Annotated in this window: 14 protein-coding genes; 11 read left to right on the plus strand and 3 right to left on the minus strand. The window is 64.3% G+C overall.

Annotation, left to right across the window (positions count from 1 at the left end):
• Nucleotides 1–163: 163 nt before the first annotated feature.
• Nucleotides 164–1,150 carry an AraC family transcriptional regulator gene (locus AB4Z16_RS18275; protein ID WP_441512778.1) on the minus strand — a complete coding sequence of 329 codons (987 nt, stop codon included), beginning with the start codon at nt 1,148–1,150 and terminating at the stop codon, nt 164–166.
• A gap of 796 nt (nt 1,151–1,946) precedes the next feature.
• On the opposite strand from AB4Z16_RS18275, the gene AB4Z16_RS18280 reads away from it, so the two are divergent.
• The 7 genes from AB4Z16_RS18280 to AB4Z16_RS18310 all read left to right on the plus strand — a co-directional run bounded on the left by AB4Z16_RS18280 (nt 1,947) and on the right by AB4Z16_RS18310 (nt 8,119).
• Nucleotides 1,947–3,737: an autotransporter-associated beta strand repeat-containing protein gene (locus tag AB4Z16_RS18280; protein ID WP_441512779.1), complete on the plus strand. Its 1,791-nt coding sequence runs from the start codon at nt 1,947–1,949 to the stop codon at nt 3,735–3,737.
• On the plus strand, nt 3,661–4,515 hold the full coding sequence (locus tag AB4Z16_RS18285) for an autotransporter outer membrane beta-barrel domain-containing protein (RefSeq protein WP_441512780.1): 855 nt from the start codon (nt 3,661–3,663) through the stop codon (nt 4,513–4,515). Before AB4Z16_RS18280 ends, AB4Z16_RS18285 begins: the two co-directional genes overlap by 77 nt.
• A gap of 227 nt (nt 4,516–4,742) precedes the next feature.
• Nucleotides 4,743–5,045 (plus strand): hypothetical protein, encoded by a 303-nt coding sequence (locus tag AB4Z16_RS18290; RefSeq protein ID WP_441512781.1) that lies wholly within the window; start codon nt 4,743–4,745, stop codon nt 5,043–5,045.
• Between the two features lie 84 nt (nt 5,046–5,129).
• Nucleotides 5,130–6,299: a beta-keto acid cleavage family enzyme gene (locus AB4Z16_RS18295; protein WP_441512782.1), complete on the plus strand. Its 1,170-nt coding sequence runs from the start codon at nt 5,130–5,132 to the stop codon at nt 6,297–6,299.
• An 81-nt stretch (nt 6,300–6,380) separates the two neighbouring features.
• On the plus strand, nt 6,381–6,770 hold the full coding sequence (locus AB4Z16_RS18300) for a VOC family protein (RefSeq protein ID WP_441512783.1): 390 nt from the start codon (nt 6,381–6,383) through the stop codon (nt 6,768–6,770).
• Nucleotides 6,771–6,782: 12 nt separating this feature from the next.
• Nucleotides 6,783–7,535, plus strand: coding sequence for a carboxymuconolactone decarboxylase family protein (locus tag AB4Z16_RS18305; RefSeq protein WP_441512784.1), 753 nt, complete (start codon nt 6,783–6,785; stop codon nt 7,533–7,535).
• On the plus strand, nt 7,532–8,119 hold the full coding sequence (locus AB4Z16_RS18310) for a hypothetical protein (RefSeq protein ID WP_441512785.1): 588 nt from the start codon (nt 7,532–7,534) through the stop codon (nt 8,117–8,119). The genes AB4Z16_RS18305 and AB4Z16_RS18310 overlap by 4 nt, the downstream gene beginning before the upstream one ends.
• An 8-nt stretch (nt 8,120–8,127) precedes the next feature.
• On the opposite strand, the gene AB4Z16_RS18315 is transcribed toward AB4Z16_RS18310, so the two are convergent.
• A complete protein-coding gene (locus AB4Z16_RS18315; RefSeq protein WP_441512786.1) occupies nt 8,128–9,897 on the minus strand; it encodes a hypothetical protein in 1,770 nt (589 codons plus the stop codon).
• Between the two features lie 475 nt (nt 9,898–10,372).
• Between AB4Z16_RS18315 and AB4Z16_RS18320 the strand changes: the two genes are divergently transcribed.
• Complete coding sequence (locus AB4Z16_RS18320; protein ID WP_441512787.1) at nt 10,373–11,314, plus strand: LysR family transcriptional regulator; 942 nt, start codon at nt 10,373–10,375, stop codon at nt 11,312–11,314.
• Here the strand turns inward: AB4Z16_RS18320 and AB4Z16_RS18325 are convergent.
• Nucleotides 11,265–12,002, minus strand: a complete 738-nt coding sequence (locus tag AB4Z16_RS18325) for an SDR family oxidoreductase (protein WP_441513079.1) — start codon at nt 12,000–12,002, stop codon at nt 11,265–11,267. The two genes, AB4Z16_RS18320 and AB4Z16_RS18325, sit on opposite strands and share 50 nt — an antisense overlap.
• A gap of 336 nt (nt 12,003–12,338) precedes the next feature.
• On the opposite strand from AB4Z16_RS18325, the gene AB4Z16_RS18330 reads away from it, so the two are divergent.
• The 3 genes from AB4Z16_RS18330 (at nt 12,339) to AB4Z16_RS18340 (ending at nt 15,370) form a co-directional block, all read left to right on the plus strand.
• Nucleotides 12,339–13,160 (plus strand): metallophosphoesterase family protein, encoded by an 822-nt coding sequence (locus AB4Z16_RS18330; RefSeq protein ID WP_441512788.1) that lies wholly within the window; start codon nt 12,339–12,341, stop codon nt 13,158–13,160.
• Between the two features lie 96 nt (nt 13,161–13,256).
• Complete coding sequence (locus tag AB4Z16_RS18335) at nt 13,257–14,444, plus strand: ABC transporter ATP-binding protein (RefSeq protein WP_441512789.1); 1,188 nt, start codon at nt 13,257–13,259, stop codon at nt 14,442–14,444.
• 2 nt (nt 14,445–14,446) lie between these two features.
• Nucleotides 14,447–15,370 (plus strand): carbohydrate ABC transporter permease, encoded by a 924-nt coding sequence (locus tag AB4Z16_RS18340; RefSeq protein ID WP_441512790.1) that lies wholly within the window; start codon nt 14,447–14,449, stop codon nt 15,368–15,370.
• The last annotated feature ends 34 nt before the right edge of the window (nt 15,371–15,404 follow it).

The raw sequence follows: 15,404 nt of genomic DNA on the forward strand, positions 1-15,404 counted from the left end.
AGCACCTCGTCGCTGTTTCGACGCCTTGCGCTCGACAGCGCATCATTGATGCCGCCGAAGATCAGCCCGTCACCGCAGTAGCGAAGCGCAGGAAACCAACTGGGCAGCCACCGCCCGCGTCTGCCGCCACGCGATGAACTACGGCAATAATCTACTCTGCACTTTACGGGCTGTTTTCTTTGCCAAGAGCGGAGGCGAGCCACGCTTCGATTGTCGCCCTCTCTTCCTTCGCATCGTTCTTCACCCAGCTCAGGTACATCGAAGAACCTTTGGAGTGCATCGCCAGGTCCAGAACGAAGCTCGGGCTGGTTTCGTAACGCTTCTTGAAGGCACGGCTGAAATGGGCTTCGCTGCGAAATCCGTGCTGGTGCGCGACGGCAGATATCTTCAGCTTTCCCTCGGACAGCACGATCGTCCGTAAGCTGGCTTTCAGCCGTTCCCCGAGCAGCCAGCGCTGGACGCCGCCATGATCCTCGAACGAACGAAACAGTTTCGATCGAGAGATGCTCAGTGCATTCGCCAGTTCATCCGGTCCGAAGTCCGGATCCGACAATTTCCCCCGGGCGAGTCGACGGGCGCGGTCGAGGACGGAGAAATCGTCGTACTTCTTTCTCGGGGCGGCGGCCGGAAGTGTGGTTTCGGCAAATCGCAAGATGCCGTCGACGGCTGATTGGGCCTGGTCGACGCTGAGGCCGTCGACATGATCCACGAGGGACCTGATCTGGCCTCCGAGATAGACGCCGGCACTGCTGTCCGCGGTCAGCACCATGCCGTGGACATCCCCTTGAAGCTTGGACGGCGCGCTGGCTCTGTCGAAAGTGATCGTTATGCCTTCGTAGCCTGACGTATGGCATTCGTATGGCCGCGAATAGTCGATAGCGACGATGTCGCCAGAGGAATGGGACCGCTTCCGCCCGTCATAATCGGTCGTGATCTCTCCGCTTAGGACCAGATAAAGCGACATCTGGGAATTTGGCCTGTCATCGATGGCGCGCTGCGGCCGCGACATGGTCATCGCCGAGCCGCCATTGATCTGCAGAAAAGCTTCGGGGAGCTGCCAGGTGCAGCCATAGAAATTGAACGACGCCGGGTCGAAATCGGCCGGAATCGAACAGTCGACCAGGCGGGAAAGCGCCGCTTTCCAGGCCAAGAAATTCTCCAGACCTGCAGGAAATGGCCAGATAAGTCCACGTGATGGACGTGACTGAGGCCTTGCTTCGGCTTCAAGCATTCAAACGCCCGTGCTCGCTCGTAAAACGACCTGCTTGGTTTTTGCGGTTCCGATTCAATTGCAAAAGTCCAGTTGGGTCATTGATTTGGCATTGGCAAGTTTGGGCACTTTGGCAGCGCTGTAAAGTCAAGACCAGCTGGGAGCGAAGATGGCCGGCGCGGTCGGCAGCGGCGACTTTCGCCGGGCTCGAAGTGATTCAGACAGGTCATCCGGCGCCGAACGGCCGGCCCCAATCGCTATCGGGGGCAGATTCGCACCGCCGAAGACACTCCCGACGATCTCGGACGGACGGTCATCAAGTTGGGATTTCCGGTCATGGTGCCCGGCAGCGGTTTCCCTTTAGATTCGATCAGAGGGTCACCGCTAGAGGGACCGCGGGGGCTGTGAGGACCTATGGCGAGGGCATCGATTGGGGCTGGCCCAGGCTGGCCGAAACTGTGTCTGCGGCCATGAGAATCCCCGGACGCCTCAGGCGTCACTTCCTCGTCGCTGGACGCGCGCCATGACCGGCTGACGCGGGCCGCCAGTTGGCGAATGCCGAAGCCCGGCGCGAACTCGCGCTGAAACCGAGGCCTCGGCCATCTCCGCGCTCGGGCTCGGCCCACGCGGATCACCTTCAAGAGTTCTGTCAGCCGTGACGTCGATTCACGGCTCGAAGTCGCATGTGCGCTGAGGCTGCTGGCTGCCGAGCGCGAACAATTCCGGGGGCAAGGCTATGTTGGTTTCCACTCACGTGCGTCTGCGGCTGGTCCTTCTGACCGGCACGATACTGGGCTCGTTGTCGGCGGGCCCCGCTTTAGCGCAGGACGCGACCTGGACCGGTGCGGCATCGAACGTCTTCGGCGATGCGGGCAACTGGACCCCGGCCGGCACCCCTTCCGGCACGGCCTTCTTCGGCAGCACTGGCGGAACGACGGTCAGCATCGACTCCAACCGGGCCCTAGGGGGCTTCACGTTCAATCCTCAAGCCAACAGCTACATCATCTCAAATCGCGCCGAGCTGCGTTTTAGCGGTACCGGAATCATCAACAACTCCGGGCAGATCCAGATACTGAACAATCAGAACGTTATATATTTCCAGAATTCGGCCGTAGCCGGCGCGACGATAATCAATGGCGGCGTACCACCCCGATCCTATGTTTTCTTTCAAGATACCAGCACAGCCGGTACTGCGGCCATCCATAACAATCCAGATGGCAGCGTCGTTTTCGACGACAGCAGCACGGCCGGCAATGCAACGATCACCAACGGCAGGAACGCGAGCCTTGGCTTCATCGGTAGCAGCACGGCCGGATATGCCACGATCCGCAACAATCCCGGCGGCAGTTTACAGTTCGCGGTCGACGCCACGGCCGGAAACGCGACGATCGACAATTCCGGCACGGTGTATTTCTTCAACACCAGCTCTGGCGGCAATGCCACCGTCCGCAACAACGCGGGCGCGTATCTCGAATTCGCCTCCAGCAGCACGGCCGCCAATGCGACCATCGACAATTCCGGCACCTTGCGTTTCTGGCTGAACGCCTCGGCCGGCAATGCGCGGCTGATCACCAATGCCGGCGGCACAACGCTCTTCCAGGGCAAGTCCCACGATACCGTGGGCTCGATCGCCGGCGCAGGCGACTATGCGCTCAGCATGTGGTCTCTCACCACCGGCGGCAACGGCGACACGACCACGGTGAGCGGCGCGATCAGCGGCGGCGGTGCTCTCGTCAAGACCGGCACGGGCACGCTGACGCTGTCGGGCGCCAACACCTATACGGGCGGGACCACGGTCAACGCAGGCAAGCTCGTCGTCAACGGCTCGATCGCGAGTGCGGTGACCGTGAACGGTGGTTCGCTCGGCGGTTCCGGCACGGTCGGCGGCATCGCCGTCGGCAATGGTGCCACGGTCGCGCCCGGCAATTCGATCGGCACGCTGACGGTCAACGGCAATGTCTCCTTTGGGGCCGGCTCGACCTATCAGGTCGAGGTCAATGCGGCGGGACTAGGCGACAGGATCAATGCCTCCGGCATGGCGACGCTGTCGGGCGCCGCCGTCCAGGTGCTGGCCGCGACCGGCCATTACGCGGCGAGCACGAACTACACCATCCTGACTGCGACCGGCGGCGTCAGCGGCCAGTTCGCCAGCGTCACCTCGAATCTCGCCTTCCTGACGCCGTCGCTGGCCTACGACACTCAGAACGTCACCCTGACGATGGCCCGCAACGACACCTCCTTCGGGCCAGGCGGCGACGGTGGCGATGCCGGTGGCGGGACCTATATCGCCAGAACGCGCAACCAGAGCGGGATCGCGGTCGCGGCGGAGCGGCTGGGCCTCGGCAATCCCGTCTACGACACGCTGGTCTCGGCGACGGCCGACGAGGCGCGGCGGGCAGGTCGCCGCCGGTCTCTCGGCCGACCTGCCGGGCCGCAAGGGCCCGGTCCTGATGCCGGCGCCGCGCTTCGAGGAGCCCTTCGCTATCTGGGGCGAGGCGGTGGGAGCGCAAGCGAACACCGATGGTGACGGCAATGCGGCGGGGCTGTCGCGCCGGACCGGCGGCGCCATCCTCGGTGCCGACATCAAGCTCTACGATACCGGCGCGAGCTCGCTCAGGGTCGGCGCTGCCGGCGGCTATACCCGGTCGAACTTCGATGTCGGCGCCAGGCTTTCTTCCGGCCGGCTCGAGAGCGGCCATGCCGCGCTCTATGCCGGCGCGCGCTTCGGGGCCTGGCGGCTCGACGGCGGCCTGGGCTATTCGTTCGGCGATACCAGCCTGACCCGGCAGGTCCTGATCCGCGGGTTCGGCGACACGCTGCGCTCGGACCGCGACAGCCGGGTGGCGCAGGCCTTCGCCGAGCTAGGCTATGCGTTCACCTATGAGCGCTTCGGCATCGAACCCTTCGCCCAGCTTGCCTTGCTTCAGGTCTCGAGCGGCTCCGACGTCGAGCAAGGCGGCGCTGCGGCGCTGCGCGTCTTCTCCGGCGACCAGAATCTCGGCTTCACGACATGGGGCCTGCGCGCCGAGGCGCAGCTCGGTACGATGCCGCTCTTCGCCCGGGGTCTGCTCGGCTGGCGCTATGGCTTCGGCGATCTGACGCCGAAGACCGTGACGGCCTTCGTCGCCGGCACGACGTCGGCCGGGGTCTACGCCGCGGCCATCGATCGCAATGCACTGGTCGCCGAAGCCGGGCTCGACTGGCGCGCAAACGCCTCGACCACCTTCGGCATCTCCTATGTGGCCGCCGTCGGCGAGCGAACCCGCGACCAGGCCCTCAAGGGACGGCTCGACGTCAGGTTCTGAAGGCGACCACACGCCAGCAGCGACCTGCGGACATGAGGTTCAGGCACGGCAGGCGCCGCGTTCGAGCCTTTGAATGTCCGCTCTCGGACAACCGCCGAATGGCGCATCCTGACAGGCGTGATGTGCCCCCTCCCCCCGTGTCTTCTGCGTAGGTTACGCAGATTTCCGACCGATCCGTCTATGGTCCGCCTCGAAGCAAGAACGACGCGATGATGGGATCGGCGTCGATGCCCGACGACAAACAGAGGAAGCCAGGCGTCTCCGCCGTGATGCAACGGTTCCCGACCGAGCGCCGGACGATCGAGCAGCTCGCGGCACGCAGCGAGGATTTTTGTGACATGTGCGAGGAACTCGCCGAGGCGGAGCGGGCGCTACTCCTGGCCCAGGCACTACCCGCCGAGATTCGCGGTGAAAGAACGGCGGAATGGTTAGCCGTGATCGACCGCCTCATCGCCGAAATCGGCGCGGCGCTGAGGACCGTCGACCTCATCCCGATTGGCCGGGCCGACCAGCCGAAGAGCCGCTCATGAGCATGAGAGTTCCACGGCGCCGGGCGCTCTTGCCGTCAGGGGCCGCGTGAGAAGCCCGGAGAGCCAAAGCGAGGGAGGAAAGACATGTACTACACCGACAACTCGATATTGCCGGAGAACATGGCGCCACTCATCATCACGGCGGCGCCCTATGGCCCGGCATGGCTACCCGGCGACGCGAGCGATATCGCCCTGACCTGGGACGAACAAGTCCAGATCGCAGTCGACTGCTACGAGGCCGGCGCCACGATGCTGCATTTCCACGTCCGGAACCCGGCCACCGGCATGGGGTCGACGAACTTCGACGATTACAATTACCTGCTGAAGCGGGTGAAGGAAGCCGTGCCCGACATGATCATCCAGGTCGGCGGCTCGATCTCGTTCTCGCCGCACACGGCCGACGCCAAGGCGAAATGGCTCGACTACGATACCCGCCACATGCTCACCGAGCTGGATCCCAAGCCGGAGTTCGTGACGGTGGCGACCGGCACCACGCTCTGGGACATCGCTTCGATGTTCTCCAAGGAAGACATCAAGGGGACGCATATGGACGACCCCAAGGTGCTGGCGGCCTGGGCCGGCATGGTGGTGGATTCGACCCCCGAATTCTACGTCGAACACCTCAAGCGCCTTCGGAAGAACGGCATCCAGCCTTACTTCGTCCCCGCCCATGTCCACCAATGGGAACTCATCGAGCGGGTCATCCGGGCTGGCGTCTATATGGGGCCGTTGAACATCGCGCTCTGTGCCTATGGCGGCGGAACGCTGGGCCGGAATCCGTTCGATCTGATGCACTTCCTGCAACGCCTGCCGCAGGGGTCGGTCAATACCTTCTGGTCGAGCATGCGTGGCCTGATCTCCATCTCGGCGATGTCCATCGTGCTCGGCCAGCATGTGCGGGTCGGCAACGAAGACAATCTCTGGGGCGCCGATCGCACCCGCAAGACCACGGTGGAGCAAATTCAAGGCGCGGTGCGTCTGTGCAAGGAGTTCGGCCGCAAGGTTGCGACCGCCGAAGAGGCGCGCCGGATCATGAAGGTCGGGACCTGGTACGACAGCGTTGAAGAGACGCTGCGCAAGAACGACATGCCGCCCAGTCCGACTGACTTCAATCCGGGCTTCCTGACCTGGCCGACCGATGGAAAGGTCAAGCCGGCTGTGCTGGGCGGTGACTCGCATCCGATCGCCGCGTGCATGATCGCACCGGCGCCCGTCCTGGCCGCACAGGCAAAGCTGAAGATCGCATCGGCATAACCGATCGCGCTGCATGCGCTTTGATGGGGGCCTGCGCTCCGGCGCAGGCCGATCCTTCCAAACGAGCTCGGGAGCGGGATCGTGACTGGCCAGTTGACCCACTTCGAGATCTATGGCGACGAGCCGGAGCAGCTCGCCAGATTCTACAGCGCCCTTTTCGGTTGGCGAATGGAGCGCGTGGAAGGCCTGGACTATTGGCGCATGCACCTCGACCCGACCGACGCAGACACGGTCGGCGGCGGCCTGACCTACAGGCCGCAGGCCGACCCGAAGGGTTGGCTGCAATTCGTGCATGTCGAGTCGATCGACGATTCCATCATCCTCGCCGAGCGAATGGGGGCCAAAGTCATGCGGCCCAAGACGGCAGTTCCGCGAACAGCATGGGTTGCCGTTCTCGCCGATCCGTCGGGGAACATGTTCGCGGTCTGGCAGCCCGATGCCACGGCCTTCCCGATGCCGGAACCGGACTAGCGGAGACCAGACATGCAACAGCTCCAGGACAGCCGTTCGCTCGGGCCGTGGGAGCGCGATGCCCTCGCTCAATTCGAGGCATGGGATCCAGGCTGGGCGCTTGCCTGCCGGGCGATGAGCACCAACCCCTGGGACGGCGCAGTCCTTCCGCGCCGTTTCGTCGAGTTGATTGCCGTTGGGATCACTGCCGCCTGCACCAATCTCGACAAGGAAGGCACGCGCCGCCACGTCGGCGCGGCCCTCGATGCGGGCGCGACACGGGCCGAACTCCTGACGGTCATCAAGATGGCGACCGTGATGTCCATTCATTCCTGCAGCCTTGGTGCGCCGATCCTCCTCGATGAAATGAAGGCGTCGGGACAGCGTTCGGCGGCGAGGGCTCCGGTCGAGACGCCCGCATGCGATAGGATGAAGGCCATCGGCCAGTGGAATGAGGCGTGGAATCCCTTCTTCGAGCTCGATCCGCAATGGACCGAGCAGTTCATGGCGACGGGCGCCGGAATCTACGGCAGCGGAATTTTCAGTGCGAAGGAGATGGAGCTTCTCAGCATCGCATTCGATGCATCTTTCACCCACATGTACGCACCAGGGACGCGTCGGCACATCAAGGCCGCCTTGGCGCTGGGGGCGACAGCCGCGGACATCATGGAGGTCCTGAAGTTGTGCACCGCACTGGGGGTGCAGGCCTGCAACCTCGCCATTCCGATACTGGCCGAGGAACTGGCGAAGCGCTCGGGGAGCTCAAGCGGAGACTTCAGGCGATGACGAAGTCTGACCCGGGGGAGCGAGGCGTCGCCGACATCACAGTCAACGCGACCGCGCCGACGAACGGTGCGCGCAACCTTCAGACGCGCGTCCTCGACGAGGCAAGGCGGTTCGCCGTGCTGTTTCTGTATCTGTGGATATTGTTCGGGCTATTCGTGCTGAACGAGCGGATCATTCTTCGCGAACACGGCATCGGCTTTGCGTCTCAAGGCTTCGCGGTATTGAACGCGTTCATCCTCGCGAAGGTCATGCTTGTCCTGGAGGATCTCAATTTGAGCAGGTGGCTCGATCGGCGGCCGCTGATCTATCCGATCCTGTACGAAGCCTTCCTGTTCTCGATCCTGTTCGTCGTCTTCCACGTTCTCGAAGAGATGCTGATCGGCCTGTTCAAGGGCGAATCCGCAACCACCAGCGTTCCAGCGATCGGCGGCGGCGGCCTATCCGGCGTCCTGTGCGTCGCCGTGATCCTGTTCTTCGCCCTCATCCCGCACTTCGCATTCCAGAATCTCAGTCGCGCGCTCGGTCCGGCGCACATGAAAGCGCTGCTGTTCAGGACGGTCGTTCGGGGTACGGCGGAATCGTAGCGCTGCAGTCAGTCCAATTTCCTCTTGCCCTCGCCCGGCGACGCGATGCCGGCCTTGCGCAAGGACTGCAGGAACCGATCGACGTCCTCCGGGCGGACGACGCGCAGCGCCACCTCGGATCGAAGATTGGCGACGAGCTGAGGCGCATGGGCCTCGAGCCAGGCCCGCTCGAGCGCGGCCTCGATGGTTTGACCGGCCTCGCCGTAGACCGCTGCGGCGATCAAGTGATAATTGGGGTTCTCCGGCGCAGGCGTCTTCGTGATCCACATCACAGCCTCGCGCAGGTCCCCCTTGAAGTAGCTGCAGAGCGCCAGGCCGGATTCGTAATAGGCGAGCGGCCCGGGATTGCGCTCGCGAGCCTCGTTCATCAGATCGCAGCCGCGCGGCCAATGGCCGGCCAAGGCGAGGCGGTAGCCATATTCGCCGACAAGCTCGGTATCGTTGGGGTTCAGCCCAAGGGCCCGCTCGCCGATCTTGAGAGCGGTCTCGACCTCGCCGTGGAAATACAAGGCAAACATCTGGGCCTGAAGTGCACGAATGTTTTCCGGGTCGAGTTCCACCGCACGGCGCGCGGCTTCGAGCGCCCTGTCGATCGAAGCCGGCGACGATGACGGGTCGATTGGATAGCGAAAGCGGATCTCGTCGACATAGGCTTGCGAGAGGAGCGCCCAAGCGGTCGCATAGTCCGGAAAGCGCCGCACCGCGTCCTCGAGGCATTTGCGGACCGATGGATGCTTCTTGCCGTCGAGGCTGACGCGATAGGCGTAGTAGGACAGCGTGCAGGCGTAGGCCTGCCAATCGTCCGGAGCGTTCTGAAGTCGCTGCGACGCGTCGGCTCGATAGATCACCCCATAGGGCTGCCCTAACGGCGTCACGACTTGCCGGGCGATGTCGGTCACGGTTTCGATGAGCTTCGAAGCCTGCAGATCGCCGGTGTAGCTGTTCGCCCAGATCACCGTGTTGTCGACACGGTTGAGGACGCGGGCACGAAGCCGGAACTCGTTGTCGGTGACGTTGATGTCCCCCGCGAGAACGTAGCGCGGATCGGAGGCAGAAGAGCGTGCAGCGGAGGCGCCTTGATCATCGCGTGGATCACCGGCCACCGTCACGATGTCTTTGAACTTTGCGATCTGCCCGATGATCTCCTGCGTCAGCCCGCGCGCGATCGCTTGCGAGTTACCCGTATTGGTCAGGTCGTCGAAAGGTCTCACCAGCAGCCGAGGCAGGGCCGGAGCCTGCTGACGATCGCTTCTGATCCGATTCACGGTCGGCCAGGACAGTGTGGCAAGTGCCAACAGGCAAGCGGCGGCGATAGGAACCGCACGCCACCGGCGCGCCGGGCTGGCGACCCGGACGGGACGCATCGGCGATGGCCGCATGTCGAATTTGGGGACGTAGCTGCCTTTCGGGATCGAGATGACGATCTCGTCGGAAATGCCGGCGGTGACATAGTAGAGATTGAGTGCGCGCCGAAGATGCCCCGCCTCGACGCGGACGACCGGGTCGGAATGCGCGTCGAATGAGGCATCCCGCCCGAAGACCTCGGTCGCGATCGCATACGCCTTGATGCGGTCGGCACGGCCTGCGATTTCCTCCTCGACGACATAGCCGAGAAATCGCCGCGACCGTTCCGTAGCATCGAAGTCCGGGCTGTTCACGATGCGATGAAGCTGAGTCCTGACGCTTTCGGCTGTGAGGGTACTCGTGACCGCCCTTTCGAACGATGCGCCCGCGGTCGAAGCAACCGGCGAGGAACCCAGGATACTCAGCTCTCGCATGATGTTCCTCCTCCGAGGACACACGCTCGAATATCGAATTGCCGCCTGCAAACTATGGGATTTTCGGTCGGACATACAAGCCGACGGAGATTCGAGCCTGAGCCCCGCTGCAGCCGTGTATCAGGCGATCGCGAAACGAGTGCCTTCGCGATCGTCGCTTCGGCGATCAGGCCGCCACCGAGCACGGCGAGGACCAGCGGGGCGACCTTGGCCGGCTCCTTGCGAGCCCGTTCGGTCGCCCGATGGAAAAGCCCGACGAAGCGTTCCGCGACCTCCGGGCGGCTCTTGATCAGAGCGCCGGAGGCAGCAACGACGACGCCGGGAATATTTGGGCACATGTCCGAGTTGACGATGCACCTGGTGCGCGGATCGAAGACCAGATGTGATGGATTGTCTCAAGCTGGATACGAATCCGTGCCGGCAGATTGAAATTCGTGATCGCGTCGGAAAGCTGCATGATCTACGCTGACCGAACATGCCCCCGCGCCTGCTACAGACTTTCCTTGCCGTCGCGCGCTGCAGGACGGCGACGCGAGCGTCTGGGGAGCTCAACCTCGCTCAGTCCAGCGTGAGCGACCAAATCCAGGCCCTCGAGGATGAACTGGGCGTTCGCCTGTTCCTGCGCTCCAGACAGGGTTTCCGGCTGACGGCAGCCGGAGAGGCGCTGGTCCCTTATGCCCAGGGCATTCTGGCCACAACGGACGACGCGCTAGCGGCAGTTAAGAGCGCGAGCCTTTTCGGCGATCAATCGGTTAGCATCGGAGCGCTCGAAACCGTGGCAAGGGAGGTTTTGCCCTCACTGCTCACGGATCTGCGACAACACCAGCCCGAACTTCGAATGCGCGTCGAGGTGGCGGGCAGTGATCATCTCCTGCAGCGCCTTCTCGACGGCTCGAACGACATCGCCTTTTGCTTTCGCAAGGGTGCTCTGGATGAACGTCTGGCTCGGCGGGAATTTGCGCAAGAGCCGCTGGTCATGATCGGGCAGCCGGCAGCCCCGGGCGCCGTCGTGCGCCCGTTGACACCGGATGCCCTCGCAGCCCAGCCATACATTGCGACCGATCCCGGCTGCGTGTACCGGCATCTGTTCGATCAGGCCTGGTGCAGGGCCGGCTTCACCCCGCCCAGGCCTGTCGCCGAGGTCGGCAGCATCGAGGCCATCGTGCGGCTGGTCGCGGCCGGCAGCGGCTATGCCCTTGTACCCCGGATCGCGACCCGGGAAGCGCTGGAACGCGGTGTCGTCGCCGCGATCCCATCCCCCGGATTCGAGCTTTCGGCGACGCTTGACATGGTATGGCGCCGCCGGCGCGTTCAACCGCCCGGCCTCAGGTTTCTCCTGGCCTCGACAGGGCGAACGCGACGTTCTCTCACACGAGGCGATGACCACCTTCGACGTGAAGAACCGTGCCTGTCGTAAAGCCATTGCCGATGAGGAAGGCCATGGCGTCGGCGATATCGTCCGGCTGACCGACGCGACCGACCGGCAGGCGTTCTGCCATTCCAGCGAGAACCTCCGCCTTCCGTTCGCCTGCCACCGTCTGCCATATCGGCGTATCGACCCAGCCCGGCGATACCGCATTCACACGGATCGGAGCCAATTCGACGGCCAAAGCCCGAACGAGCCCTTCGAGTGCCGCGTTGATGGTTGCGACCACCGTTCCCCTTACCATAGGCCGGTAGGCTGCGATGCCGGAGGTGAAGGTCAGCGATCCTCCGGGAGAGAGCTTCGGACTTCCGTATTTGGCGAGAAGAATGGGGCCGATGATCTTGCTGTCGATGGCGCGCCGGACTGCATCCAGGTCCAACGCAGGAAGCCTTTCGTAAGCGCCCGTAAAATCCGCTGCCGTGCAGACGATGTGGTCGAACGGCTCGCCATGCGCGAACAGCGCCTGCATCGCTGCTTCCGAGGTGATGTCGGCTACCCGTATTTCGAGCTTTGCCGAGGCCCCGAGGTCATCCTGCGCACGCCGAAGCCGGGAAGCGTCCCTGCCAACAATCGTCACATGGTCGCCGGCCGCTGACAGCCGCCGCGCGAGGGCGAAGCCCATGCCGGAGCTACCTCCGACGATGAGGATGCGGCGCGGGTTCGTTCTCTGCTTGGTCATCTCGGTCTCCATTTTCGATTTGCCCGCCGTTTTCCGGCTTCGCGGGCTGTTTTGAAAACGGAATGATCCGATGATGTTATCGGAGATGCCGATCGAAGATGGGTGATTGCCCGGACCGATGAAGCAGGTCGCGCAGATGGTCGAATAAAGCGGGCAGCCCGCACGCCCTGCGAGTTCATGCGGCACGCGCGCAATCATCGCCGAAGAGGCGAGCGACAGCGAAAATACAATTGTGTCATCAAACATTCATTTGTATGGTCCAAGGCAAAGCCGCTGCCCGGCGCTCGCGCCGGAGACAGACGGTCGCCCGATGAAGTGGCGAATCCTGGAGGGGACATGCAGCGTATCGTGCAGATTTCCGACACCCATCTGAGCCCGACCAAGCGGCATTTCGCCGATAATTGGGCGCCGCTGACGGCGTGGCTGGCCGCCGATGCGCCGGAGCTCGTCATCCATACCGGCGACATCACCGTCGATGGTGCGGATGTCGACGAGGACATGCGCCATTGCCGCGCCCTGCTCGATACGCTGGGCGTGCCGGTGCTCAGCATCCCCGGCAACCATGACGTGGGAGAGGCCCATCATCCTCATCAGCCGGTCAATGACGCACGTCTCGCGCGCTGGCGCAGCCATATCGGCGAGGATTTCTGGGTCCGAGACCTCGAAGGCTGGCGGCTAATCGGCCTTAATTCGATGCTGTTCGGCAGCGACGAGGCCGAAGAGCAAAGGCAGCTTGCCTGGCTCGACCGGCAGATCGCCGAGGCGCAAGGCCGCCGCATCGGCTGGTTCCTGCATCGCCCGCTTTTCATCGAGGCGCCGGACGAGGGCGACAAGGGCTATTGGAGCGTGCCGCCCGAACCGCGCGCCCATCTGCTCGAACTCGTGCGCCGGCATGAGGTCGCCTTCGTCGCCAGCGGCCATCTGCACCGCGCCCATGACTTCACGGTTGCCGGCACGCGCTACATCTGGGGGCCGTCCTCCGGCTTCGTCGTCGGCCCCGAATTGCAGCCGGGCATGGCCGGCACGACCACGCTCGGCGCCGTCTCCTACACATTCGACGGCCGGGACTTCTCCGCCGAGATCCGTGAGATCGCCGCGCTGAAGACACTCTGGATCGACGATGTGATCCACGAGGTCTACCCGCCGCGCGCCGCCTGAGACGCCTCCCCGGCCGCCCGCGGGCGGCACGGCAAGACACGCCCAACCAAGACACGCCCAACGACGAGCCCAGAGGGCCACAGAAAGGCGAACGCCATGGCCAAGGTCGCACTCTCCTCGATCGCCAAGTCCTTCGGACCGACGAAGGTTCTGGACGGCGTCGATCTCGACATCGCCGATGGCGAATTCCTGACTCTGGTCGGCCCGTCCGGCTGCGGGAAATCGACGCTGATCCGGATCATCGCCGGGCTTGAACATCACGACCGCGGCAGCGTCGCGATCGGCGGCAGTCGCGTCGATCATCTGCGCCCGCATGAGCGGCGCGTCGCCATGGTGTTCCAGTCCTATGCGCTCTATCCGCATATGAGCGTCGGCGCGAACATCGCGCTGCCGCTGACGATGTCGCGGCTCAAGCTTTGGCAGCGCCTGCCGCTGCTGCGGCAGCTCTCCCCCCAGCGCCGCAGCGTGATGCGCGGCATCGAGGCCGATGTCGGCGCGGTCGCCGCGCAGCTCCAGCTCGAACACCTGCTCGCCCGCAAGCCGGCCCAGCTTTCCGGCGGGCAGCGCCAGCGCGTCGCGCTTGGGCGCGCCATGGTGCGCAATCCCGACGTCTTCCTGATGGACGAGCCGCTCTCGAATCTCGACGCCAAGCTGCGCGTCCATATGCGCACGGAGCTGGCCGAGCTGCACAAGCGCCTGGGCGCGACCTTCATCTATGTCACGCACGATCAGGTCGAGGCGATGACGATGTCCGACCGCGTGGCGATGATGGATTCAGGCTCCGTGCTGCAACTCGGCACGCCCTCGCAGCTCTACGAGAAGCCGGCCTCGCTCAAGGTCGCGCAGTTCATTGGCAGCCCGGCGATCAACCTGCTGCCGGCAACGGTCGCGCATGGCGGCCGCCTCGAGCTCTTCGGCCGGCCCTTGGCGCTCGCCGTTCCGCTGGCGCAGGGGCAGGCCGCGACGCTCGGCATCCGCTCCGAGGCGCTCTCGCTGGTTCATGGCGAGCCGGGCGGCAGCGGACGAGCCTGGTTCTCGGCCCGCCTGCGGCGCAAGGAGAATCTCGGCTCCGAATACATCCTGCATTTCGACCTCGCCGGGCGCGACGCCGCAGGCGTGACGATGCGCGCGACACCGGCCGCAGCGGCCGGCGTCAACGAGGCTGCCGAAGTCACGCTTGGCTTCGACGAGGCCGCAGCCCACGTCTTCGCCGCCGATGGCGAGCGTATCGAGCCGCGCGGCCCGGGCGCTGCCACCGGCTCCGTCGTGCCGCTGAGGGCCTGAGCATGACGCTCGCCCTCGCATCCCCAACCGATTTTGCCCCCGTCGCGCGCCGCCGGCTCTGGATCGAGCGTGTCACCGGGCTCGGTTTTGCCCTGCCGGCCTTCATCCTGCTCCTGCTGACGATCCTGCTGCCGCTCGCCGTCCTGCTCTGGCTCAGCCTGACCAACTACGAGTTCGGCGGCGTCGACATGGACTGGGTCGGCCTCGCCAATTTCCAGAAGGCGCTGGCCGATCCGATCATCCGGCGCTCGCTCGTCAACACGCTGCTCTATGTCGCGATCGTCGTGCCCGGCGGCGTGTTCGGCGCGCTGCTGATCGCGGTGCTCGTGCATCGGCGTGGTCGCACGCGTTCCTTCTACGAAGTGGTCTATTTCCTGCCTGTGACCTCGACGCTGATCGCCATGGCGACGGTCTGGCAGTTCCTGCTCCATCCCTCGCTCGGTCCGGTCAACGGCCTGCTGAAATGGCTGGGCATCGGCCCCATAGCCTTCCTCAGCGAGCCTTCGACCGCGCTGGCGACGCTCGCCGTCATCGGCATCTGGCAGCTCATCGGCTTCAACATGATCCTGTTTCTCGCCGGGCTCACCGCGATCCCGCGCGATCTCTACGAAGCTGCCGAGATCGACGGCTGCTCCAGCGGGATCGACCGCTTCCTGACCATCACCTGGCCACTGCTTGGGCCAACGACGATGTTCGTGCTGGTCACCACGATGATCACGGCCTTCAAGATCTTCGATACGGTGGCGGTGATGACGCGCGGCGGCCCTGTCGGCTCGACCGAAGTGCTGCTCTACAACATCTATCTCGAGGGTTTTCAGTACTTCCACACCGGCTATGCCGCGGCGCTGACCTTCATCTTCCTCGCCTTCATCCTCGTCTTCTCGGCCGTGCAGACCTTCGCCCTCGACAAGAAGGTGCACTATTGATGACCGATCTCGCGCTCCCCGCCGCCTCGGTCAC

The organism is Allobosea sp. TAF32 (genome assembly GCF_052113585.1).
In the GTDB taxonomy this organism is placed as follows: Bacteria; Pseudomonadota; Alphaproteobacteria; order Rhizobiales; family Beijerinckiaceae; genus Allobosea.

Excerpts from the sequence above, each read along its gene's own strand:
- AB4Z16_RS18280 (WP_441512779.1), top strand. The coding sequence starts at position 1,947 with ATGTTGGTTTCCACTCACGTGCGTCTGCGGCTGGTCCTTCTGACCGGC.
- AB4Z16_RS18285 (WP_441512780.1), top strand. The coding sequence starts at position 3,661 with ATGCCGGCGCCGCGCTTCGAGGAGCCCTTCGCTATCTGGGGCGAGGCG.
- AB4Z16_RS18290 (WP_441512781.1), top strand. The coding sequence starts at position 4,743 with ATGCCCGACGACAAACAGAGGAAGCCAGGCGTCTCCGCCGTGATGCAA.
- AB4Z16_RS18295 (WP_441512782.1), top strand. The coding sequence starts at position 5,130 with ATGTACTACACCGACAACTCGATATTGCCGGAGAACATGGCGCCACTC.
- AB4Z16_RS18305 (WP_441512784.1), top strand. The coding sequence starts at position 6,783 with ATGCAACAGCTCCAGGACAGCCGTTCGCTCGGGCCGTGGGAGCGCGAT.
- AB4Z16_RS18310 (WP_441512785.1), top strand. The coding sequence starts at position 7,532 with ATGACGAAGTCTGACCCGGGGGAGCGAGGCGTCGCCGACATCACAGTC.
- AB4Z16_RS18315 (WP_441512786.1), bottom strand. The coding sequence starts at position 9,897 with ATGCGAGAGCTGAGTATCCTGGGTTCCTCGCCGGTTGCTTCGACCGCG.
- AB4Z16_RS18320 (WP_441512787.1), top strand. The coding sequence starts at position 10,373 with ATGCCCCCGCGCCTGCTACAGACTTTCCTTGCCGTCGCGCGCTGCAGG.
- AB4Z16_RS18325 (WP_441513079.1), bottom strand. The coding sequence starts at position 12,002 with ATGACCAAGCAGAGAACGAACCCGCGCCGCATCCTCATCGTCGGAGGT.
- AB4Z16_RS18330 (WP_441512788.1), top strand. The coding sequence starts at position 12,339 with ATGCAGCGTATCGTGCAGATTTCCGACACCCATCTGAGCCCGACCAAG.
- AB4Z16_RS18335 (WP_441512789.1), top strand. The coding sequence starts at position 13,257 with ATGGCCAAGGTCGCACTCTCCTCGATCGCCAAGTCCTTCGGACCGACG.
- AB4Z16_RS18340 (WP_441512790.1), top strand. The coding sequence starts at position 14,447 with ATGACGCTCGCCCTCGCATCCCCAACCGATTTTGCCCCCGTCGCGCGC.